This is a genomic window from Candidatus Sungiibacteriota bacterium, assembly GCA_016432465.1.
GTDB lineage: Bacteria > Patescibacteriota > Minisyncoccia > Sungbacterales > HO2-52-23.
Genome location: CP066690.1, coordinates 109212 through 131115, shown reverse-complemented (window position 1 = coordinate 131115; position 21904 = coordinate 109212). Strand labels below are relative to the sequence as shown.

At 47.4% G+C, this 21904-nt stretch carries 24 protein-coding genes; 19 read left to right on the top strand and 5 right to left on the bottom strand.

Annotation, left to right across the window (positions count from 1 at the left end):
* Nucleotides 1–43 precede the first annotated feature (43 nt).
* The 15 genes from HYW89_00660 to HYW89_00590 all read left to right on the top strand — a co-directional run bounded on the left by HYW89_00660 (nucleotide 44) and on the right by HYW89_00590 (nucleotide 14528).
* The gene (locus HYW89_00660) at nucleotides 44–1411 is read left to right on the top strand and encodes a B12-binding domain-containing radical SAM protein (protein QQG45435.1); all 1368 of its coding nucleotides are present in this window, start codon (nucleotides 44–46) and stop codon (nucleotides 1409–1411) included.
* A gap of 89 nt (nucleotides 1412–1500) precedes the next feature.
* Nucleotides 1501–2925, top strand: a complete 1425-nt coding sequence (hemN, locus tag HYW89_00655; protein ID QQG45434.1) for an oxygen-independent coproporphyrinogen III oxidase — start codon at nucleotides 1501–1503, stop codon at nucleotides 2923–2925.
* 89 nt (nucleotides 2926–3014) lie between these two features.
* Nucleotides 3015–4013 carry a kinase gene (locus tag HYW89_00650; protein QQG45433.1) on the top strand — a complete coding sequence of 333 codons (999 nt, stop codon included), beginning with the start codon at nucleotides 3015–3017 and terminating at the stop codon, nucleotides 4011–4013.
* Nucleotides 4003–4911: a glycosyltransferase gene (locus HYW89_00645; protein QQG45432.1), complete on the top strand. Its 909-nt coding sequence runs from the start codon at nucleotides 4003–4005 to the stop codon at nucleotides 4909–4911. The genes HYW89_00650 and HYW89_00645 overlap by 11 nt, the downstream gene beginning before the upstream one ends.
* Nucleotides 4912–4923: 12 nt before the next feature.
* Nucleotides 4924–5778, top strand: a complete 855-nt coding sequence (locus HYW89_00640; protein QQG45431.1) for an NTP transferase domain-containing protein — start codon at nucleotides 4924–4926, stop codon at nucleotides 5776–5778.
* Entirely contained in the window at nucleotides 5775–6347 is a 573-nt protein-coding gene (locus HYW89_00635; GenBank protein QQG45430.1) for a D-sedoheptulose 7-phosphate isomerase, read from the top strand. The genes HYW89_00640 and HYW89_00635 overlap by 4 nt, the downstream gene beginning before the upstream one ends.
* Nucleotides 6348–6390: 43 nt before the next feature.
* Nucleotides 6391–7464, top strand: a complete 1074-nt coding sequence (locus tag HYW89_00630) for an N-acetylneuraminate synthase family protein (GenBank protein ID QQG45429.1) — start codon at nucleotides 6391–6393, stop codon at nucleotides 7462–7464.
* Between the two features lie 107 nt (nucleotides 7465–7571).
* Nucleotides 7572–8459, top strand: a complete 888-nt coding sequence (locus HYW89_00625; GenBank protein ID QQG45428.1) for an N-acetylneuraminate synthase family protein — start codon at nucleotides 7572–7574, stop codon at nucleotides 8457–8459.
* Nucleotides 8459–9133 (top strand): class I SAM-dependent methyltransferase, encoded by a 675-nt coding sequence (locus HYW89_00620; protein QQG45427.1) that lies wholly within the window; start codon nucleotides 8459–8461, stop codon nucleotides 9131–9133. Before HYW89_00625 ends, HYW89_00620 begins: the two co-directional genes overlap by 1 nt.
* Nucleotides 9134–9871, top strand: a complete 738-nt coding sequence (locus tag HYW89_00615) for an acylneuraminate cytidylyltransferase family protein (GenBank protein ID QQG45426.1) — start codon at nucleotides 9134–9136, stop codon at nucleotides 9869–9871.
* A complete protein-coding gene (locus tag HYW89_00610; protein QQG45425.1) occupies nucleotides 9868–11190 on the top strand; it encodes an aminotransferase class III-fold pyridoxal phosphate-dependent enzyme in 1323 nt (440 codons plus the stop codon). Before HYW89_00615 ends, HYW89_00610 begins: the two co-directional genes overlap by 4 nt.
* The gene (locus tag HYW89_00605; protein ID QQG45424.1) at nucleotides 11165–12127 is read left to right on the top strand and encodes an aldo/keto reductase; all 963 of its coding nucleotides are present in this window, start codon (nucleotides 11165–11167) and stop codon (nucleotides 12125–12127) included. The genes HYW89_00610 and HYW89_00605 overlap by 26 nt, the downstream gene beginning before the upstream one ends.
* Before the next feature lie 64 nt (nucleotides 12128–12191).
* Nucleotides 12192–12719, top strand: coding sequence for a hypothetical protein (locus tag HYW89_00600; protein ID QQG45423.1), 528 nt, complete (start codon nucleotides 12192–12194; stop codon nucleotides 12717–12719).
* A 457-nt stretch (nucleotides 12720–13176) separates the two neighbouring features.
* A complete protein-coding gene (locus HYW89_00595) occupies nucleotides 13177–14004 on the top strand; it encodes a hypothetical protein (GenBank protein ID QQG45422.1) in 828 nt (275 codons plus the stop codon).
* 305 nt (nucleotides 14005–14309) lie between these two features.
* Nucleotides 14310–14528, top strand: a complete 219-nt coding sequence (locus tag HYW89_00590) for a hypothetical protein (GenBank protein QQG45421.1) — start codon at nucleotides 14310–14312, stop codon at nucleotides 14526–14528.
* On the opposite strand, the gene HYW89_00585 is transcribed toward HYW89_00590, so the two are convergent.
* Nucleotides 14525–14875, bottom strand: a complete 351-nt coding sequence (locus HYW89_00585) for a four helix bundle protein (protein ID QQG45420.1) — start codon at nucleotides 14873–14875, stop codon at nucleotides 14525–14527. The genes HYW89_00590 and HYW89_00585 overlap by 4 nt on opposite strands.
* A 3-nt stretch (nucleotides 14876–14878) precedes the next feature.
* Here HYW89_00585 and HYW89_00580 point away from each other — a divergent pair, with 3 nt between their 5' ends.
* Nucleotides 14879–15928, top strand: a complete 1050-nt coding sequence (locus HYW89_00580) for a group II intron reverse transcriptase domain-containing protein (GenBank protein QQG45419.1) — start codon at nucleotides 14879–14881, stop codon at nucleotides 15926–15928.
* A gap of 22 nt (nucleotides 15929–15950) precedes the next feature.
* Here the strand turns inward: HYW89_00580 and HYW89_00575 are convergent, their stop codons facing one another.
* The 4 genes from HYW89_00575 to HYW89_00560 all read right to left on the bottom strand — a co-directional run bounded on the left by HYW89_00575 (nucleotide 15951) and on the right by HYW89_00560 (nucleotide 19083).
* On the bottom strand, nucleotides 15951–16331 hold the full coding sequence (locus HYW89_00575; protein QQG45418.1) for a hypothetical protein: 381 nt from the start codon (nucleotides 16329–16331) through the stop codon (nucleotides 15951–15953).
* A 32-nt stretch (nucleotides 16332–16363) separates the two neighbouring features.
* Nucleotides 16364–18079: a radical SAM protein gene (locus HYW89_00570; GenBank protein QQG45417.1), complete on the bottom strand. Its 1716-nt coding sequence runs from the start codon at nucleotides 18077–18079 to the stop codon at nucleotides 16364–16366.
* Between the two features lie 139 nt (nucleotides 18080–18218).
* Nucleotides 18219–18647, bottom strand: coding sequence for a hypothetical protein (locus HYW89_00565; GenBank protein QQG45416.1), 429 nt, complete (start codon nucleotides 18645–18647; stop codon nucleotides 18219–18221).
* 244 nt (nucleotides 18648–18891) lie between these two features.
* Nucleotides 18892–19083, bottom strand: a complete 192-nt coding sequence (locus tag HYW89_00560) for a hypothetical protein (protein ID QQG45415.1) — start codon at nucleotides 19081–19083, stop codon at nucleotides 18892–18894.
* 213 nt (nucleotides 19084–19296) lie between these two features.
* Here HYW89_00560 and HYW89_00555 point away from each other — a divergent pair, with 213 nt between their 5' ends.
* The 3 genes from HYW89_00555 (at nucleotide 19297) to HYW89_00545 (ending at nucleotide 21833) form a co-directional block, all read left to right on the top strand.
* Entirely contained in the window at nucleotides 19297–19956 is a 660-nt protein-coding gene (locus HYW89_00555; GenBank protein ID QQG45414.1) for a hypothetical protein, read from the top strand.
* Nucleotides 19957–20148: 192 nt separating this feature from the next.
* Nucleotides 20149–20979, top strand: a complete 831-nt coding sequence (locus tag HYW89_00550; protein ID QQG45413.1) for an SDR family oxidoreductase — start codon at nucleotides 20149–20151, stop codon at nucleotides 20977–20979.
* On the top strand, nucleotides 20970–21833 hold the full coding sequence (locus HYW89_00545; protein QQG45412.1) for a sugar phosphate isomerase/epimerase: 864 nt from the start codon (nucleotides 20970–20972) through the stop codon (nucleotides 21831–21833). Before HYW89_00550 ends, HYW89_00545 begins: the two co-directional genes overlap by 10 nt.
* The last annotated feature ends 71 nt before the right edge of the window (nucleotides 21834–21904 follow it).

Sequence of the window (21904 nt, the reverse complement as noted above, 5' to 3'; positions counted from 1 at the left end):
TAGTAAAATTAAAAATAATGATCTTTTATAACAGGGACAAAAAATGCTGGAGGTAGGATTTATATTCCCGTCGAGCGACTATCTGTTTGACCCTTTTCGCGGGGACCCCTTTGTTCACTTTCAGTTATTAACCATTTTGGAGGATCACTTCGGACGCGACGTGGAGGCCAGATTAGTTGATCTACGCGGCATCAAAAGAGACTCGGCCATCTACCACATTCCCGAGTGCGATGTTTATCTGCATTCTGTTTATACCCTGGACTATGAAGAGCAATGTTCCATAGTGAAATCGTTGCGCAGTCACTATCCCCGGGCGCGGCACATTGCGGGCGGGCCGCATGCTAATATGTTTACTCAAGAGTCACTGGAGGTATTTGATGCTTTAATTCTGGGCGAAGGAGAACGAACCGTTATTCAGGCGCTGGAAGACTTCATGGGGCAGAGGCTAGAGCGTATATATAGAGACCCAAAACCGGTAGATATTAATATTTATCCTCACTGGCGCAGACATTTTCTTCCGGCTAGCGCAACTGCAAGGAAGAGTGTTATGAATCTCAAACACAAAATGGGCTATGAAGAACTTTTGGGCACTACGGCCATGTTTAGTAGGGGGTGTCCGTACCGCTGTCATTTTTGCGCCATTGAGTATGCGCGGCTTGAGGTGCCCGGTATAAGATATCGGGCCCCTGAAAGGGTGGAAGAGGAAATAGAATATCTTAAATCCCAATATGGAATTCAGGGTTTGTCGCTTTCGGACGAAATCGTTCTTCCCCTAAAAGAGGATCAGGCCCAGCGTCATCTGGAAGCCATAGGCAGAACCAGCATTGTTTGGAGGGGGCAATGTCGTGTGGATGGGATTACGTCCTCTCTTGCGGCTTTGGCCAGACAAAGCGGATGCATGGCCATGGGTTTGGGAGTAGAGAGCGTTTGGCAAAGATCGCTTGATATAATTAACAAGCGTACCACGGTTGAAGGAGCTAAAAACACCATAAGGGTGCTGAAAGAAAATGACATTGAGGCAAGGATCTATTTAATTATTGGTCTTCCGGGAGAGCCAGAGGACATTGTGGAGCGAACGTGGTCTTTTATTGAAGAAACCCAACCCGACCTTGTTTATTTGGCTATTTTTACGTTACGTCCGGGGACAGAAGTTTATAATCATCCGGAAAGATTTGGTATTCGGGAAGTGCTCCGTGACTGGAAAAAGATGATGCATCAGCACGGGAAGTACAGGGACGAGCTGCCGCAACTTACTTTTGTATATGAAGAAGAAACTCCTTGGGGGAGAAGTATGACCCCGGAGCAAATTATCAAAAATTATACGGAGCTTCTACAAAGACTTAGGGAGAGAGGACTGAATTCTTTTGAGTTTTTTGGCGGCAAGGTTGAAACGCGCTCCCAACCTGCCTAAGTTTTTCTACCCGCCCTTCAGGCGGGTTTTCCAGTTTTTGGAGCGGGCATGCGGTATGGCTTTTAGCTATCGACAGATGGCGGCTATTTTTGTATAATCTATACAGTTCTCTTTTTGGAGATAGAGTCGTGACCCTGCGCAATCCCGACCCCCGTTTGGTTAAGAAATACGGTGAACGCTCTTTTATGTACACCGAATATCCTAATTTGCGTTTTTGGACTGCTTTCCAGTCCGCAGAAGAGGGAGACAAGCAGTATCGTGACGCGTTGCGGGAACTTTTTCTTGGAAATCCGACGGTGCCGCTCATGCTTTATGTTCATATTCCCCATTGTCCTGTCCAGTGCCTTTATTGTACCTGCCATGTAGTTATAAGCAGAAATTACAGCGACATAAAAAGATATCTGGAGGTGCTTTATCAGGAGGTAGAGCTATTAAAGCGGTTTTTGGAAGAAAACAAAATCCGGCCAAATTTTCGGGAGGTACATCTTGGCGGCGGATCTCCGACCTATCTTACAAACGAGGACTTTGATCGGTTGCTTGAAAAGTTAAGGGAAGTCGCAGACCTTGATTCTTTGGACGAGTTTGCCATAGAGATTGATCCGCGTCACGTGAAAGAAGAAGGGATGCGCTATTATGCCAGCAAGGGCATTTCCAGAGTTTCTTTTGGCGTTCAGGATTTTGATTTGGAAGTGCAAAAGGCAGTGGCGCGGGTACAACCGGCCGTGTTAACTGAGAGACTTATTGCTCCAGAGCTGCGGCGCCTTTTTAGAAACGGAATAAACTTTGACATTATCTGCGGTTTACCCAAGCAAACCAGAGAATCTATGCGTAGGACCATGAAAAAGGTAGTGGAAATGGCTCCGGACAGGATCTGCTTAAACTATATGCACTTTATACCGCAATTTTTCCCTCACCAGTTGTTGATGCCGTCTTTCCCTGATAATGCCGAGCGCAAGATGTTGTTTCTTGAGGCCACGGAAATTTTAACGGAAGGGGGATATATTCGTACTGGTTATGACCATTTTGCAAAACCCGCCGATGATGTAGTTGAGGCCATGAGGGAAGGAAAAATGGCCTGGAACCGTATGGGCGTTACAGCCGGCAGGTATCAGGCGGTCTTGGGTGTTGGGGTTGGCGCAGTGAGCGGTTTGGCATCGCTTTACGACTTTCAAAATATTTTTAGTTCGCCCGAAACCGGACTTAAAGATTATACGGCAGCCGTTCTGCATAACCAATTTCCAGTTTTCCGGGGACACAAGCTGAGTCGGGACGACCAGCTCCGTCGTGAAATTATACAGACCATCCGCAATTACTTTTTACTTGATTTAAGGGAGCTGGAGACGAAGTACGATATAAGATTTGCGGAATATTTCCAGCCCGAGATGGTAGCGCTGCAGCAGTGTCAAGATGACGGCATCGTTGAACTTACGGATGACACCATCGTTGTGACTGATACGGGAAAGCAATTTGCCGATGTCGTATGCAGTAAATTTGATGTTTATATCAGGCGTTAAATTCATTCCCCACCACGGTGGGGAATTATGATTCCACACAAAACCAATAGGGACTCTGCCACGTTTTAATAACAGTTAGCGATTTAACCATGATAATCACCCGTACACCTTTTCGTATCTCTTTTTTCGGTGGTGGAACTGACTATCCGGTCTGGTACAAAAAAAATGGAGGAGCAGTGCTTTCGGCTTCCATCAATAAATATTGTTATGTTATCAGCCGGTATCTTCCGCCTTTTTTTGATTGCAACTACCGCATCCGTTACAGCAAATACGAGGAAACAAAGACTATTGCCGAGATTGAGCACCCCTCGGTTCGTGAATGCCTGAATCATTTGGAATTTAATGAAGGGGTGGAAATACAACATAATACCGATGTGCCGGGTATGTCGGGGCTCGGTTCAAGTTCCTCTTTTACCGTAGGCCTTCTGAATTCCCTTTACGCCCTGCGGGGACAGGAAGTCAGCAAGCTTAAGCTTGCGCTGGACGCTATTCACGTAGAACAGAAAAGAATTGGGGAGAACGTGGGGTCGCAGGATCAGGCCATCGCTGCTTTTGGCGGTCTTAACCAAATCAGATTCGGAGGCAAAGATGACGTCGCGGTCAAACCTCTTGATTTGCCGCGCGAGCGTATGCAGGAACTAGAGAAGCACTTGGCGCTTTTTTTTACAGGATTTCCCCGGAACGCCTCCGAGGTTGCGGCCGAGCAGATAAAAAATACGCCGCATAAGGTAATTGAACTTAAAGCGCTTCACGCTTTGGTTGACGAGGCTACCCAAGTCCTAGTAAGTCCCAAGGAGTCCGTGGAACGTTTGGGCAGACTCTTGCATGAGGGTTGGCGTCTTAAGAAGTCGCTTTCGTCAAAAATTACCAACCCTTTTATTGACGAAGTGTATGAGGCGGCCATGCATGCCGGAGCCTTGGGGGGCAAGATTTTAGGCGCAGGAGGCGGAGGTTTTATGCTTATTTTCGTAAAACCGGAATTACGCGATAAGGTCCAAGAGGCGTTAGCAGGACTCTTGGAAGTGCCTTTCAAATTTGAGTTCTCGGGAAGCCAAGTAATTTATAGAATGCCGCAAGATGAGCTTTAAAAATTCAGTAGTAAAAACAACGGCCGAAAAATATACTTTTGATGCGTATTCTCCCAAGCGTGTCTCATTTTTTATCATCACCAAAAACAGGGCTGAATATTTGGCGCGGGCGCTGGAAGGGGCAAAAAAATTTATTGGACCCCAGGACGAACTTATAGTGATAGATGGGGACTCCGTAGATCACACGGGAGAAGTAGCTGCACGCTACCGCGATTTAATAGATGTATTTATTTCGGAACCGGACACTTGCGGACAGGAAGCGCAGAATAAGGCCATACTTTTGGCGCGGGGAAAGTTTTTGAAACCGCTGATGGACGATGATATTTATCATCCGGAAGGGGTAAAACAGGCGATTAAAGCTTTGGAAGCGCATCCGGAAATTGATCTTTTGATCTGCGGCGGTACCAAAGAAAGAAACGGTGTCATAACCGAATACTGCGTGCCTCCGGGGGTAAATTATGGAAAGAGTGTAGAGGACGTATTTCGTTATAAGGGGGCGGCGGAGGTTGGGTGGTTTTTCCGCCGTGACGCCTTGGTGCGTTCGGCCATGCTTTTTCCGGAAAGTCCCAACGCCGATAACGGGTTTGTGCTGGAGTTTATAAAAAAGGGCATGGTTGTTAAATTTTGCCGTCTTAATACCTTTCACCACTTTATATACGATCACAGCATGGTTGTGATTAATTCGAAAGGACATCTGGCAGATTCCAGACGTTTGGTCAAAGAGTACTGCTCCCCGTGGTTTTATTTAAAATATCGTCTACGCAATTTAGACCGTGAGCTTCCGTTCCTCGCGCGACCGTGGAAAATTTTTAAAAAATCCTGGGATTTTGTAAGACACGGCAGCGCGGAAACAGGGAAATTAAGGCAGCCTGTTTTGTGGGACGGGGGTTTTAGTTAAGAGGCTTATTTTATGTACGTTCCACTTTCCAAAACTGATGTTGTAATTCTTTGCGGGGGCCTTGGAGTGCGCTTGCAGACGGTAGTGAAGGATCGTCCCAAGGTATTGGCTCCAATCGGCGAGCTGGCGTTTATTGACCTTTTGCTAGGAGATCTAAGTCGGGTTGGGTTTCGGCGTTTTATTTTATGTATCGGGCATCTGGGTGAACAGGTGAAAGAGCATGTGAAAAAAAAATACGGTAAAGACCCTGATGTTAAAATTTTATTTTCGGAGGAGAAGACGCCTCTGGGAACGGGGGGAGCTCTGAAAAAAGCACTCCCGCTTATAAGCAGTGACCCCTTTTTTGTAATGAACGGCGACTCCTTTTGCCCTGTTAATTTTTCCGGACTCCTGCGTACCCACAAAAAGCTTGCACCGGTTGCGTCGTTTGCGCTTGCCGTCAGGGCAAAAACCGACGGAGGAACAGTAATTTGTAATGACGACCTCCTCATTACTGCTTTTCATGAGAAAGATTTAAATACCCTGGCCCGATTTGTCCCCCCACCTTCCCAGAATTCCCGCAGCTTGGGAAGTCAGACTTCCCTTGTTGCGGGGATGAATGGGCGCCGTATAAATCCTTCCCGCGGGGTCCAATACCCCGCTGGGAAGGTGGGGGGATTTATTAGTGCAGGAATATATCTGATGGGGAAAGAAATTACAGTTTTTTTTCCGCAGGATAAAACATTCTCCTTAGAATATGACGTTTTTCCTAAACTTGCGGAAAGCGGAAAGTGTAGAGGATTTCTTGCCAAGGGAGAATTATTAGATATTGGAACACCAGAACGCTACCAAGAAGCTTGTCGGCGTTTTGACAGCCACTACGTATGAAAAAAGAAGTTATAAGACAATTGCAGGAGAGCGCCGAGGTAAAAGTAAAATCAGCCGAGACACTGGCTGATTTGGTAGTGCAGGCCGCCGAGATGATCGCGGATACGTATCAAGGCGGGGGTAAGGTGCTTATTATGGGTAACGGCGGCAGTGCGGCTGATGCCCAGCATATAGCCGGAGAACTGGTGGGCAGATTCAGGAAAGAGCGCCGGGCCCTGCCGGCTATAGCGCTTACTACTGATACCTCTATTCTTACGGCCTTGGGCAACGATTACGGATATGATCTGATTTTTGCCAGACAAGTGGAGGCCTTGGCCAACCACCCCAAGGATCTTTTGTTGGCGATAAGCACCAGTGGCAACTCGCCCAATGTGATGCGGGCAGTGGAGGAAGGAAAAAAACGAAACTTGCGGGTGATCGGATTTTTGGGCCGTGGGGGCGGAAAGCTTAAGGACTTGGTTGATTGCGCCTTGGTGGTGCCTTCAGACGATACGCAACGCATTCAGGAGACGCACATAACACTTGGACATATTATATGCGATTTGGTTGAACGGGCCTTATTTGCATGAAGTTACTCGTTACCACCGTCAATACGGCCACGTTTTACTATTTATGAGGCTGGATTCAACGCTTCCCAGAGCCATAAAGATACGTGATAAATACGTGGGGGAGGGCCACCCTACCTTTGTTATTGCTGAAGTCGGCAATAATCATAATGGCGAGATGGAGCTTGCCCGAAAGTCAGTGATCTCGGCCGCGCTTGCCGGTGCGGATGCGGTCAAATTTCAGAGACGTCGTTTAAACGAAGTCTTTACGCAAGATCTTTTGTCCAAGCCCCAGACCCATTCTACTTCTTTGGGTAAAACTTATGGCGAATACCGGCAGAAATTGGAACTTAGCGATGAACAGTTTTCGGAGCTTAAAAACATTGCTCATTCTTTAGGGCTTGCCTTTTTTGTAACAGCTTTTGATTTAAAAAGTGCAGAGTCTTTAGCGCATATTGGCATGGATTGCTGGAAGATTGCCTCTTTTGACGTAAACAACAGGCCACTTTTGGAATTTGTGGCCAAAATCGGACAGCCAGTTTTTATGTCAACAGGCATGGCCGATCAGGAAGAAATGGACGAAGCGGTAAATACAATTTTGAAACACAGTAACCAGTTGATTATAAAACATTGCGTGTCTATATATCCTACTCCGGATGAGGATTTGAATATAGGAGCTATTACTGCTATGCGCGAGCGCTACCGGCCTCTCCCGGTCGGTTACTCCGGCCACGAAGTGGGATTTGTACCTACTATTGCAGCCGTAACGTTGGGGGCCGCGTCAGTGGAGCGGCACTTTACACTAGACAAAGCCTTGCCCGGACCAGACCACAGCACAGTCAGTCTTGACCCTTTGGAATTTACAGAGATGGTCAAACAAATTCGTAGAATAGAACGGGCGGTGAAAGATCGCGAAGTTAGGTTACACGATAGGGAGATTTCCATGCGCAATAAGCACGGTAAAAGTCTGGTCAGTAAGATTCCCATACCGCAGGGCACTTTGGTCAGAGAGGACATGCTTACTTGTAAGAGTCCCGGACACGGAATAAAACCGACACTGATTCATACAGTGGTGGGCAAGACCGCTAAAGTAGATATCCCGGCAGATACCGTGCTTACCGAGGACCAGATTGTTTTATAAACTAACCGGCAGAGGTCATAAGATTTTAGGGTGTTGTTTCCACTTTTTCGACAAGACTTGTATGTTTCGTTGTCTCAAAAGTGTAAACAACGTCCGGATTTCCTACCATGAACGGGCAAAGAAGGGTTAAAATAGGCGATCGTTATGTTGGTTACGGAGAACCAGTTTTTGTGGTGGCAGAAATAGGCATCAACCATAACGGCAACGTGGAAACCGCCAAGAAGTTGATTGATGGCGCGGTGGAGGCGGGCTGTGATGCGGTAAAATTTCAGAAGCGAACCGTGGATGTGGTGTATACTTCGGAGGAGCTTGCTCGTCCCCGCGAGAATCCGTTTGGGTCTACCAATGGCGATTTGAAACGCGGACTGGAATTTGACAAGAAACAGTATGATGAAATTGATAAATACTGCAAAGCCAAGAGCATTTTGTGGTATGCTTCTCCTTGGGACGAAGCAAGTGTAGATTTTCTGGAACAATATGATCCACCCTGTTACAAAGTTGCCTCGGCCTGTAATCAAGACCGGGAACTTATGGCATATATTAAATCCAAAGGCAGACCCATAGTTGTTTCTACCGGCATGTCGGACGAGGCGGCCACTGCTCGCATGGTGAATTTTTTGGGCGAGGATAATCTCGTGCTGCTGCATTGCGTATCCACATATCCTGCCAATCACGAAGAACTTCATCTTGCCACCATACCGCATTTAATTAAGAAATATCCGCGCGCCTTTATTGGGTACTCCGGTCATGAAGTCGGCGCGTATCCGACACTGGTGGCAGCAACCTTGGGTGCTTGTATGGTAGAAAGGCATATTACTTTGGATCGCGCTATGTGGGGTTCGGATCAAGCAGCCAGCCTTGAGCTTACAGGACTTAACCGCCTCATGTCCGAGATAAGGGCGGTAAAAGCGTATTTGGGAGAGCCCAAGAAAGCGGTTTTGGCGTCAGAGGAGCCCATACAAACCAAACTCCGCCGCAAAGCCACACTTATTTGATGAAACAAGATTACGTTCAAACTATTTATAACGAGAAGGTAAGACCCAAGACCAGCTACCCCAAAAAACTTACAAAGTATCTGATAGACCGCTTCCGGATTCCGGGCGGGTCTCTTCTTTTAGATGTGGGATGCGGGCGAGGAGATTTTACTTTGGGATTTAAAGAAAATGGTTTAGAAGTGGAGGGTCTTGATTCCTCTGACTTTTCTGTAAGTGAGCTGGGGCGTAGCGGCATACGCGTAAGTAAAATTGATTTTTCTAGAAACCGCTGGCCGTTTTCTGATAATAGTTTTGATGTAGTATTTTCCAAGTCTGTTATTGAGCATCTGCCCAACCCAGAAAACTTTATTTGTGAGTCGTACAGGATTTTAAGGCCGGGCGGAAGAATTATAACTATGACCCCTGACTGGAAAACCGGCCTTAGGATTTTCTATGATGACTACACCCATGTCCATCCTTATACCACGGCGGGGCTGCGTGATTTATTGCTGCTTTTTTCTTTCCGCCAAGTTTCCTCCGAGCAATTTTATCAACTGCCCGTAATTTGGAAGCTGCCTTTTTTAAAAATTATTTCTTGGGTCCTGCGCCGTATCATGTATCCCAGCTCCGACATTAACATTAAATTTATTCGCTGGTCTCTGGATCTTATGGTCTTGGGAAGCGGTATAAAATAAATGTTAGTCCTTATTCCCGCGCGCATAGGGAGCAAAAGTATTCCCAAAAAAAACATTGTGCCTCTGGCAGGATATCCCATGCTTGCTTACTCTATTTTAGCAGCGCGCCTCGCCAAAAAAATCAGCAGGGTGATTGTTTCTACCGATGCGGAGGAAATCGCCGAGGTGGCAAAAAAATACGGAGCAGAAGTTCCGTTTATTCGTCCTGCCGAAATTTCCCAGGATCATTCGGGAGATAGAGAGGTGTTGGTACACGTTGCGGATTGGCTGAAGGAGCAGGAGGGAAGCGAGCCCGAAATTATAGTTTACCTTCGTCCCACCACGCCCCTGCGCGATCCTGCAGACCTTGACCGCGCAGTGGAGGAATTTCTGGCTAATCCCGAAACCACGTCTTTGCGCTCGGCCCATGAGAGTATTGAAACTGCCTATAAGTATTTGAAACTTGAGGGAAAATATTTGGCTGGTCTTTTTCCTGATTATCCGGTAAGAAATTATTACGATATCCCGCGCCACCTTCTTCCCCAGACCTTTCACCCCAACGGTTATGTGGATATTGTAAAAACCGAGGTTATGAAGCGTACAAATAGCGCCTATGGAGATAAAATTCAGGGATTTGTCACACCCCTAGTGGGAGAAATAGATAGCCCGGAAGAACTTATGTATATGGAGTACCAACTCTCTCGTAAGGGGCATCCCCTGCACGAAGAGCTTAAAAAACGCTACCCTCCTATTTTATGACTTACGCCCAAGTTTCAAATTTGGAAGAAAATCAGGAGGCCGTTCGGATAATCCAACGGCTCAAAACCTTAGAGCCGGAAGCAACCTGTGAAGATGACTTTGTGCTTTGGGATCGCGCCAAAGATTTTTTAGTTTTTGACCGCTTTGGCAATCAATGGATAGATTTCACTTCAGGAATTTTTGTGGCCAATACCGGCCACTCGCACCCTCGCGTCAAGACCGCTATTCAGGCGCGTTTGGATCGAGGCCACCTCTTCAATTATTTATATGCCACCGAAGATAAACTGCGGTTTATTGAGTTGCTGCTTGAATTGACCCCGCAAAAATTTAATCAGGTTGTTTTGTATGCCACTGGTTCGGAAACAAACGAATGCGCCTTGAAACTTAGCCGTATTCATGGGCAAAAAATCAATCCTCACAAAGTTGGTATCATTGGCTTTGAGGATGCTTTTCACGGTAAAACACTGGGAAGTTTAATGATAGGCGGGAAACCTAAAGACAAGGTGTGGATGCCATGGCACGATCCGGCCATTTACCATCTGCCCTACCCGGACTATCGCCGTGGGATTGACGAAACTAATGGGGCCAGTTTTTTTAAAGAGTCAATTGCGGCTTTGGAAGCCAAGGGAGTAAAAAGCGAGAGCATTGCCGCCGTATTTATGGAGCCGTATCAGGGTTGGAGCGCTTGTTTCTTCCCTAAAAGTTACGTACAGGCGCTTGCTTCTTGGGCCAAGCGCAATCAAGTATTGGTTATTTTTGACGAAGTGCAGTCGGGTTTTGGTAGAACCGGCATGTGGTTTGCTTATGAACATTTTGGGGTGGAGGCGGATCTGGTCTGCTGCGGCAAGGGTATTTCTTCCTCCTTGCCCTTGTCAGCAGTGCTTGGTCCGCGGGAGATACTGAATCATGCCGGAGTTACCAGTACGCATACCGGTAACGTTCTTTCCGTTGCTGCCGGTATCGGAAATTTGGAGGTGTTGCATGATGAAAAATTAGTGGAGCGATCGAACAGGCTCGGAGCAATACTTTTAGAACGGCTGGAGAAACTGCAGCGTAAATATCCGGAAAGAATCAAATTTATTTCTTCCCGTGGGCTTCTGGCCGGCATACATTTTGGTAATAAAGAGAGCAACGACCTTGATGTTAAAACCTGCAGTGAGATCGTGCGAAGGTGCATTGCTTCCGGTCTCTTGCTAATTAAGACCAATATCGGTACAATAAAAATCGGTCCGCCTCTCACGATTGCTCAAGACGCACTCGAGGAGGGGCTTGATATTTTAGAGGAGGCAGTTGATGTTGTGCTGGCAAGAAGCAAGTAGGATTCCAACCCGTGTTCTCGGTAGAACGGGTTTGGTTGTTTCTCGTCTTGGACTTGGAACAGCAGAAATTGGTTTTGCCTACGGGCTGGGGAAGCGTAGTCTTCCGGACGAGAAAGAAGCCATCAGGCTATTAAACATTGCGGTGGGGATGGGCATCACTTATTTTGATACGGCGGCATTTTACGGTCTGGCCGAGGAGCGAATTGGGAAGTCGGGTATTGCCAAAAATCCGGGAGTGGTGATTGGTACCAAGTGCGGGAGTTTTTTGGACAAAGGAGAGCGTCCTGAAAGCGCTGAGGTGGAACGAAGAATCAGAAAAGAAGTTGAAGACAGTCTCCGCATTCTCAAGCTGGATGTTTTGCCCCTTCTTATGCTTCATGGCGGAAGCGCAGAAGATATCACGGGGCGGGAACTGACAGATATTCTGCAGAAATTCAAAGACGAGGGTAAGGCGCTTCATGTTGGTATTAGCACAAGGGGGGAGGAGGCGGCCTTGGCAGCAGTTAGCGGTGGTTTTTTTGAGGTAGTGCAGACTGCCTATAGCATTATTGATCAGCGGATGAGTCGTAGGGTTCTACCCCTTGCTTATTCTAACGGTGTAGGCATTATCAACCGGTCCGTGCTTTTAAAAGGAGTTTTAAGCGGAGCGGTCCTGAATTACCCCCCGATTCTTCAACCCCTAGCATCTGTAGCATCTCAAGTATATGATCTTGCGGCAAGGTATGGCGTGGACTTGCCGACTTTTGCCATAAGATTTGCCCTATCCAACCCTTTTATTTCCACCATACTCATTGGAACGAATAACCTTGGGCATCTTTCTAGTGCGGTTCGCGCGGCAGAGCGGGGTCCTTTGCCGTATGGTCTTGTAGCAGAGATGGAAACCCTGGCCCTTTCCGACCCCAACCAAGTTGATCCGGCGCGCTGGCCTAAATTTTAAGGTTGATTGAAAACCCATGATGCTTGGTTGACACGCCTCCACGACAAGCCCTGTGCTTGACAAAATGATACGTCTAGTATTATTCTATTATTGCCCCAGACTGTGGGGTGTCACAAAACAGCCTTCTAACCAGCCGTCAACAGACGGCAAGGAGGGAGACGTGTTTTACGGCATCGTTGAGGTAAGGGTTGCAAAGCCCGCCGTTTACAAGGTCAGGAGTTATATCGGCGGGAAACCCCCTGGCATAGATTGGGGGTGGGAAAAGCTCCAAGAAGTAGCTGTGGCGGCTAAGATCTCGCCCGGCGAACTCCTTCTTCAGTACGCAGACTTAGGAGGAGGTCTATATATCCTCGAGCCTGATGACTCGCCGAACCGATTCAGGTTTTTCGAGGAGTGTCGGTTCCCATGGCGACGGGCTGATCTGGAAAAGCGCGACGGTGGTGGAAGACGATATGTAGATCAATTCGCTGAACAGGATGTGCTTGTACCAGCGGGCTGGGCGCTTGCAGTGCTTGAGGAAATTGAGGAACTTAGGCGTCAGACCCCAGGAACCTATGAGCACTTCGAATCAATGCGGCAACGCGGGGTCTAGGAGCTTCTGCTCATTGCACAATCAGCGCGCCGTGGCCTGTTTGGGCTACGGCCTCTTTTTATACCCCCTCCATTTCACGAACTAAAGCCTACGGATTATACAAATTCTGCACATATTCCCGCTCTGCACTGTGAACAATGTTAGAACCATTTTTGAGCGACAAAATGCGTATATTTATATCCCTGATTTGAGATAATATTCCAACTCATAAACTTACCCTACCGCACCATTCACTATTGTTTGAAAAATACCGCTATTGACTTTTTGTTGACGATTTGCTATAATTATGGTGTTTATTGAAAATCAGTGAGACGAGCATTTTGGACGCCAAACACTTGGTTTCTAAGGTGCTCGTCTCATTCCGAGATGAGACCGCAAGCCGTCGGATACGGTTGCCTCTCTCTAAAGTCCTTCAGTGGGACAAAGAGAGAAAATTCAACAAAAGGAGGAAAGTGCTATGAAAAGCACAACCCAAAGCGGTCTCTGGAAAGTAGAGTTCGGTGAGCTTGGGGCTACTCTCAAGGTGCTCCAAGACCACGGCGTCACCCCTGACCATCTGGCAAGGCTTCGTGCCGAACCAGACTACGCCAAGCGGGTGGCGGAGTTCATGCTCCGAGGCGGTCTCGACGCCTCCATACACCAGAAGCTCGCCCGTGCAGTCATGGGCAAGAACTTCTTTGGCGTGGAGGACTGGTCAGCTCTCTACGGCGTGAACTTCAGTCAGAAGCAACTCCGTCAGGTCGCCGAGTTCCCGTGGGGCGAGGACATTCTCAACTCCACCTGCCCGCTCTGCGACAAGGTGGTGAAGGACTGCCACTTCGCCTTCGTGGGGCTAGACCGCATCAACGGCAAGCCGCTCACCATCCTGAAATTGCAGGAGCTTCATCCTGCCACGGGGCAACCGAAGTTTGGCTCCTACGCTCCGAGTGCGTGGTATTCCGAGCAGAAGTTTGCGAGGGAGACCACGATGAGCTTCAGGTGGTATCTGCTACATCAGAACATCGTCCAGAAATCCGAGGACAAGACCTACGACGAGCAGGTGCGTATGCTCACTGCCGACTACGAAGTGCCGTCTGCCATGACCGAGGCCACGAAAGACCTGCTCGTCTTCCGTAAGACAGGCAACTTCGTGAACCTCTCACGGTATGCCCGTTGCGAGTGTGTCACTTCGGGCGGCCGCCGTGTCTATGTCGGCTACTTCGACGAGTGCGGTCTCAATGTCTACTACTACTGGGACGACCGCCGCCACTACTACATCGGTCTGGCCGCCTCTCGGAAGTTCTGAACCTTGAAGTCTTGAGGGCTTGACCCTCTTGAAACCTAGAGCCTCCGTCCGATTTTTTTCGGCGGAGGCTCTTTTCTTTTGTTTTTCAAAAAGTTATTCTGTAAATGTTCTGCTAATGCAGGTGCGGCTATGGTTTCACCTCGCAGGACATCTCATCTTTGAGATTTCACCAGAGTATCGTCGCCTACGGGTTACGATAGCGCGTGAACCAGATGGAGATAGAACTTCTTGCTCATCTTTAGTGGAGATAGCGATACTATCGATTGCTCCCGAATAAAATACAGGAAGGAGAGGATATAAGCTTTATGGCAGTAAACCTCAATTTCCAGTGCCACGGACGAGGATGGGCAAACTATGTCACTTCGGACGGCAACCGTGTCAATGTCGGCAACTTCGACGAGAACGGTCTCAATGTCAACAACTACTGGGACGACAACCGCAACTACAACATCGGTCTGGCCGCCTCTCGGCAGTCATTCTCCGTCAATGTGAAATACCCTCCTTTCCGAGGGTATTTCATTTAACGCTCTTTAGTTGACCTAATCCAACCACCAAGCTGTCTTCCGATTTCATCAACCGTCTCCTGCCACTTAATGTATTTGTTGACATCAATAACTTTTACTTCTTTACAAAGCCGTAAGAACACTCGCAGAAAGTTTAGTTTGACGCTGGTTTTTTCTAACACGGGTAGTTTTTCAGTCTTTGAAAGCTGACTTGCCCAAAGCAAATTTTCCAACACATCTAAAGTAATGTTTTCGCATCTCTGCCAAAGCGTATGGCGGTCTTGTTTCTTAACATTATTTCGGTAAGCATAAAACTCCTTATACAGCTCGTAAGTTATTTTGAAAATTGGTATATCAAAATCATCCATATTATGAAAATCTATAAAAATGTTTTTGGAAAAATCATCTCACTGGAAAATCTGTTTTCGGCGTGGGATAAGTTTAGTAGCGATAAAAAGAAAAAACGGGATGTTGTTGAGTTTGAATGGGAGTTTGAGCAAAACATTTTTCAGCTTCATCGGGATTTGAAAAATAAAAATTATAAGCACGGAACATATACTTCGTTTTATATTCAAGACCCCAAACAGAGGCACATTCACAAAGCTATCGTCAGAGACCGAGTGCTCCACCACGCAGTTTTCAGTGTCCTTAATCCAATTTTTGAGCCGACATTTATCGCACATTCGCTGTCGTGTCGTGTGGGCAAAGGAACGCATAAAGGAGTAGATATTTTGGACAGCATAACGAAGGCGGTCAGCCACAACATTCATAAGCCCTGCTTCGCTCTTAAATGCGACATTAAGAAGTTTTTTGGGACGGTTGACCATACTATTCTTATGACCCTGCTTGTAAAACGAATCAAAGACGCCGATGCGATGTTGGTTCTTAAAGAAATCGTAGAGAGTCTCAAATCCGAATACTCTAATCTTTTTCAAGCAAAGGGACTGCCCATCGGCAATCTGACTTCCCAGCTTTTTGCTAATATCTATCTCAACGAGTTTGACCAATTTGTTAAACACCGCTTGAAGATTAAAAACTATGTTCGTTATACAGACGACTTCGTAATAATTTCTGACAGCAAAACTTTTCTTGAAAATCTTATTGAACCAATCAGAAAATTTTTGCACGATAGGCTGGCTTTGGAACTTCATCCCAGAAAAGTCAGTATCCGCAAATTGCACTGGGGCGTAGATTTTCTCGGCTATATTGTTCTCCCACACCATCGCTTGTTGCGGAGAAAAACTAAACAACGAATTTTGAGGAAACTGCATAAAAGAGTTTCTGAATACAAAAGCGGTATTATTACGAAACGAACACTGGAACAATCTCTCCAGTCTTATCTCGGCGTTCTTTCTCATGCGAATACTCATAAATTTGGCAATGAATTAAAAAATAAATTCTGGTTTTGGTTAAGTGAATAAAGTTACCCCACTCCACCACTCACTATAAATCCAGCACCTTCCATTTTGATAAATCTTTCGGGTTATATTCGTATTTTTCGTTGTCGTTGTATCGCCAAGTGCCATTAACATAAATGGCAATTCCGCCTATTAACTTTTTGCCGCTCTTATTTTGCTTCGTGATAAACCTCTGTAATGCCTCGGCTCTGGGTGCGGCGTCTCCAGTTTCGGCAGTTCTTCCCGATTTAATATCAAGTATCCCTATACTTCCGTCTTTAAGCTGAAATATAAAATCGGGATAAAATGCTTGGTCATCTGGCCTCAACACGGCAAAATACTTTATTTCCCCCTCCGATAGTGTGGTTATAATAATTTTCTTTAACAGTGTTCTCGCCCTTTGGTAGTAGGAGAAAGTTAACCCCACGTAATTGTACGTGGGGTGTTTAAATTTTTAAATCACATTTCTAGAATTCTTTCAATCTCTCCGCGATCAACATATTCCCGTGCTTCCAAAAATTGATCCATGGGCATCGCGCCAAAGTTCAGGGGCTCGCCGTCTTTATTATGCAAAACCTTAGTGGCATCATCAAGCTCCACAACATAATGGTGGAATGCTTCGTCACAGATGGGTTCTCCCGAAGCGTCAAAAGAAACTCCGAAGTTTTGCGAGAGCAAAGCGCGCGCCGCAGGATCACTAAACATGGCTGTTCCGGGGTAGGAAGTGGCCGTAAACATTTTGCGGTTTACGGTTGCTTTGGCCATTTCGTATTCCGGTGTGCCGGGTATAAGTCCTTCGGTCATCAGCTCTTCTTGCCAAAGAATAAAGGCAACGCTGGTTTTAAGATCTTCCAGCGTCTCACCGGGATAAGCCATGATCCAAGTGCAGTTGGCGTGAATCCCTACATCGCGGCAGTTGCGGATGCCATTTATCATGGTAGTAGGGAATTGCCACTCTCTTCCGCGAACCCGCATGGGCGTCAAGCCGTTTTTCAGAATAAATCCGCCTTTGTTCATTAGCCCCAGAACATGCGCGGACGCTGATTCTGCCCCAAAACCAATATAGATACAGCCCGATTCGCTCATAGGAATAATACGCTGATCCGCTTCATCCAGTCGCGTGTGCGTGCCCCAACGGATGCGGATGCCGTATTCAGCAAAAACACGGGGGAAATCGGCACAGCGCGGTTTGGAAATGGCAAAATTGTCATCCGGAAAACCAACAAAGTCAATGTTATAGCGGTCCATAAACTCACGGATTTGGCGCGCTATATGATTGACCGAGCGCATGCCATAGTTTCTTTCACCCTGCGCGCCGCGATAGCAGAAAGCGCAGGCATAAGGGCATCCGCGGGAACTTACTGTGGTTAAGCTTCGCTCCATGGTAAAGGCGGTGGCGGAACTGTTGTTGGCTGCCAGTCCCCACACCGGATTCGTAATATATATTTCCAGCAAATTTCGGCCGTAAGGATCGGATTCCAAAAGATCAAGCGCTCCAAAAGGAACAGCATCAAGGTTTTTGGGTCTGTCTCCGGCATAAAGAAATCGGTGCCGGCCACCCATTTCTCCCGTATAGTAAGGACTCAAGTTACCCGAGCGCGCCGCCCTCTCCATCCCCAATTCTTTTATTCTTTTAACATCCCGGGCCATAACAATCATTACATCATCGCCCTCTGAATGGGCTATAGCGTCAAGTTCGGGCATCCAGTTAAAAAGTCCGGCTTTAAGTTCTGTAGCAAGGCCGTTGCCGGTAACCAGAAAACAATCCGGTTGGAGTCTGCGAATCATTTTGGCCACTTTTTCCTGCCAGCGCAAAGTCGTTATCATTCCGGAAAAAGCCACAATGTCCTGCTCACCCTGTTGGTTAAAATGAAGCCGCAGCAAATCTTCTGCTTCTTCAAAAGTGAGGTGCCGGCCGTTAACAAGTCCTTGTCGGCCGGCTTCTTCGTCGCAGATTCTATAGGCGTTAAGATCTATAATCGTGGGGATAGCTCCGTAAAGACGTAATATGGCGGCCAGAATCAGCGGCCCTTCCGGAGGTACATGGGGTTTGGCTGTTTCGCGCAGGGGCATATTAACAAAAGTAACTTTAAGACCGCGAAATTCATTAGGTTGTATGTCGCCCACCACATCCGCCGGGTGTCTGGGGCGAAAACCCCTTACCGGAATGGACATCGTTTTTCTCTCTTTTTCAAAGGTCGGTGTCTAGCAATTAAGATATATCAGAATTAGTGACCGTGTCAATTTCAGGGCACTGCAGAACGGAAATATAATTTAAAACCGCGCCGAAAAGCGCGGTTTTGGTTGTTAGACTCTACTGTATCTTGGTGGTGGGGGGAAGTTTTTTGTCTACGTCCCGGAAGGCGTAGCGTGCGATTTCTTCGTAGGCGCGGGCAAGTTTGCGGTAGATGAACTTAAGAAGCCGTTTGATAGGATCGTCAATCAGTGTCCACGCAAGGCTCCAGGGCCAATGTGCAATCCAGAGGATTATTTCTTTCTTGTGTTCTTTGTAACTTGGCGCAAAAGTTGGTTTTTCCACCCTTTCATATCTGGATTTGTAAAATTCCTCTGCGTAAGTCTTGTACTCACCCTCCATTCCGGCCGGAATGACATTTCCGCTTATTCCTCTTTCTCTAAGAAATTTGGTGGTAGGGTGATCTTCGTATCCATAATTTTTAGAGGATCCGGGCGTCCCTCGCCTAACAAAGAAATACCATTCGTATTTAAGATCATCCGGTACCACAGTTCCCTTAATACCCTTTGTTTTCAGAAACTCTTCTGTCAGTTTTTCTGTTTTTTCCCTCTCGTCGTGCGCAAAAAGAAACCATTTGATGAGAGAGTAAAGAGCGCCGACGAGAAAGTATAAAAATGCGTAAAAGAGCGACCACCACGGGTGCGCGGATATATAACCAAATATTTTAATGTCGCCGAAGAACTGGAGCAGGAGAAGGGCGGCTATAACGGAAAACGCGGCGCTGACCGTGCGCTCATGCTCTATAAGAGATAAGACAACGATGGCCGCGCACGGAAAGTACAGGGAAAATTTTGGAGAAGAGCAGTCCTATCCCCACTGTTACTCCACCTAAAAATATGGCGGTCCAGAACGAATGAGAAAATCTCCACGAGGTGGCAAACACAACAAATACCGCCACCACCAGCCATAGAGACACCCACTCCATACAAACCCCCTTGTTTTTTGAATGAGCCCGACATTGGGCGTCAAAACATTAGTAGCATATCTAGGATTTGAGGTCAAGTTGACAAAATGTGATTTTCCTTGCAAAAAAGTATAACCTATGCTATAATTGTAATAGCATCAAATGGTCAGTCCTGATTCCTCGCATGGTGCGAGGTAAGGGATGAGCCGCAACCAAACGAAAGGACGGTAAGCCATGGAAAATATGGTCAGCCTGAAGCAGTCTCACGAAGTCATGGCGAAATTGGGGACGAAGGCCGACTGGTCTCGTGTCTCCTCGGGGGTTGCGCAGGCGATCATCGAGAACCCCAACATCGGGGAGGAGTTCACGCGGTATCTGCTGAACCTGGGCAGCGTCGTGGTTGTGACCACCGACGGGATTGAAATCCCGGAGAGCGGTCGGATTCACGTCGTTGCGGTTCCGGTCAACGAGTCCCGTGACTGGATCAAGGCGGTCAAGGCCGCCGGTCCCAATACCGACAAGGGTTGGGACATCTGGAGGATGGGTGACCAGTACCCGCCGAGCAAAACGGGGTCGGGCCTGAAAAAGGTCCTTCTGGTCAACTTCGGCAAGTACATGAATGGCAGGGCCGCCGCTCTGTGGGGCAAGTCCCAGAAGCTCGTCCCGATCACCCCACGCACTGGATTCGCCATCGGCGAGCACTGCCCGAACCTGCCGAAGGACCTCGGCATGGACCCGATGGGCGTGATCTCGCTCAAGGAGTGTTCCTTCCAGGGCAGGCCGAACGTCACCGATGTCTGGTTCGATAGGTCGGAGCGCGGGGCCGGCCACCTCTGGCTCGACGACGAGTTCAGCGATGGCTACTGGTTCGGCTTCGTCCGCAAGTCCAAGTAGGTTCTCGGGTCTTCGGGCCCTGAAGTCAGGGGTCCTTGGATCCTTCCGTTCGTCCGCCTACACAGGTAGTCAAACGCCGCACGTGTTCATTCCGTGCGGCGTTTCCATTTCAAAAACTTGACTGATTTAGAAATTTTTGCTATAACTTAAACCAGTTTCTTTGAGGCAAATTTTAGACAGGAGTAAGACAAGATGAGCGTTTGGAAAAAGTTTAGTCTTGATGGCGCTGTTGCTGTTATTACCGGCGGGGCGGGGTTTCTCGGCGGGAAGCACGCCGAGGCAATTTTGGAAGGCGGCGGAAGGGTTGTACTTTGTGACAACCATATGGTGCGCCTTGTTGTTAAAACCGATGAGTTGCGCAGTAAATATGGCCAAAGCAGCGTGTGGTGCTACTGTCTGGATATTACCAGAGAACCGCTCATTCACGTGGTTCATCAGAAAATCAGGGAAGACGTTGGCGAAGTCAGTATTCTAATAAATAATGTCGCCAATAACCCGCAGGTTGAAAAAGGTAAACAAAGTCTTACAAGACTTGAGAATTTGTCACTGGAGCAGTGGAATGATGATTTTGCTGTGGGCGTGACCGGAGCTTTTTTAATGAGCAGGATCCTTGGCTCGCGCATGGCTGAATTGGGGAGGGGTGTTATTGTGAACGTTTTATCGGATTTGGGCGTTATTGCGCCTGACCAAAGAATTTATAGGGAACAGGGATTATCTGAAAATCAGCAGCCCGTAAAGCCCGTGACCTATTCCGTAACTAAACACGCTCTTTTGGGACTTACCAAGTACCTTGCGACTTACTGGGCAGACCGCGGAGTAAGAGTAAATGCGATTTCTCCCGGCGGGGTTTACAAGGAAGGTATGCCGGAGGATTTTGTGAAGCGTCTCGTCAGCTTGATTCCTATGGGAAGGATGGCTAACGTTAATGAGTATCAGGCCGCAATTTTGTTTCTTTGCTCCGATGCCTCCTCTTACATGACAGGGGCCAATCTTATCATGGATGGAGGGAGAACATGCTGGTAAGTGGTTCCCGGCGGCTGGAACTTAAGCTGGGTGTTATGCAGGGTCGTTTGATTCCATCGCGGGGACGCGGGATTCAGTTTTTCCCGTTTGAGGAGTGGGAAAAAGAGTTTGGCCTTGCCGCCAAGTTAGGACTTGACGCTATTGAGTTTATTTTTGACCTGGAGCGTTCTGCGGAGAATCCGCTGATGAGTTCCGAGGGCAGAGCGCGCATAAGGGAATTGATTGGTGAACACAATGTATTGGTGCGTCACATTTGTGCCGATTTTTTCATGAGACAGACGCCTTTTGTTGGAGACAGGGCACAGAGAAAAGAAAATGAAAAGGTGTTGAGAGAATTGATACAGGCGGCTTTAGAAATCGGTGCAAGCAGCGTTGAAATTCCTCTTTTGGAAAAGTCCTCCTTGAGAACGGAGGCGGATGAAAAAAAATTCATTGATTTTCTCCGCACTGGTCTTGATTTTGCCCATCAATCCGAAGTTCAATTGAGTTTGGAAACGGATTTACCACCCCGTAAACTGCTGGCTTTGGTGGAGACGATTAGCCATCCGGCGCTGGCGTTGACCTACGACAGCGGCAATAGTGCTTCTTTGGGGTATGATAGCTATGAAGAAATTACTGTATTGGGAGAATACATCTCTAATGTTCATATCAAAGATAGGATTTTGGGCGGAGGAACAGTTCCTTTGGGAGGCGGGCATGCAAATTTTGAGCGGCTGTTCCGGGGACTGGGTGAAATAGGATATAGAGGGAGTTTTACTTTACAGGCGGCGCGCGGAGAGGAAGGAAAAGAAAAAGAAACTATTGCAGAGTATATCAGTTTTGTCAGCGGTTACATTGAGCGCTATCTGGTCTAAAATTGCGGTTCGCTTCTGCGAACCCTTTTTGATATTATTGTGGATAACCTTTCTTGCAGAGTATAAGTTTT